1 rRNA gene is annotated in these 493 nt (G+C 51.9%); it reads right to left on the reverse strand.

The features are described from left to right. Positions 1-220: 220 nt before the first annotated feature. A 5S ribosomal RNA gene (gene rrf, locus HMPREF2743_RS09565) occupies positions 221-338 on the reverse strand. Positions 339-493: the final 155 nt, after the last annotated feature.

A 493-nucleotide genomic window follows, 5' to 3' on the forward strand; every position in this document is an offset into this window, starting at 1 on the left:
GGTGTCTACCAAACAGGGGTCAGGTCCTTCGCATGCGAGGACAACGGCCCAACAGCGGTGGGGTAACTCATACCGCTCTGGGCGCTAAGAGCTAAGAGCCGACTTCGGCGCTAGCACGGCTATTGGTTGGTAGTGAGGCGGAAACCGTGAAAAAGGACCGTTGAAGCGGTGCTGCTTCAACGGTCCTTTTCGTTGTATTGAGTTATGGTTTGTTGTTTGGTGTCGGCGGTTTCTTACTCTCCCACAACCTCCCGGTTGCAGTACCATCAGCGTTAGCAGGCTTAGCTTCCGGGTTCGGAATGGGACCGGGCGTTTCCCTGCTGCTATAGGCCACCGACAAACACTCGAGGCAATCTGTGTGCCTGGTTGCGTGTGTTGTGTCAGATACTGTGTAGTGGACGCAAGCGACAGTGTGATAATTGTTTGTCATGTTTTGTTGTTTACACACTCTCGATATTTCGGAGTGTGTGTGTTTGTTTTGGTCTATTAGTAC

It is taken from the genome of Corynebacterium sp. HMSC036D02 (assembly GCF_001836165.1).
Classification (GTDB): domain Bacteria; phylum Actinomycetota; class Actinomycetes; order Mycobacteriales; family Mycobacteriaceae; genus Corynebacterium.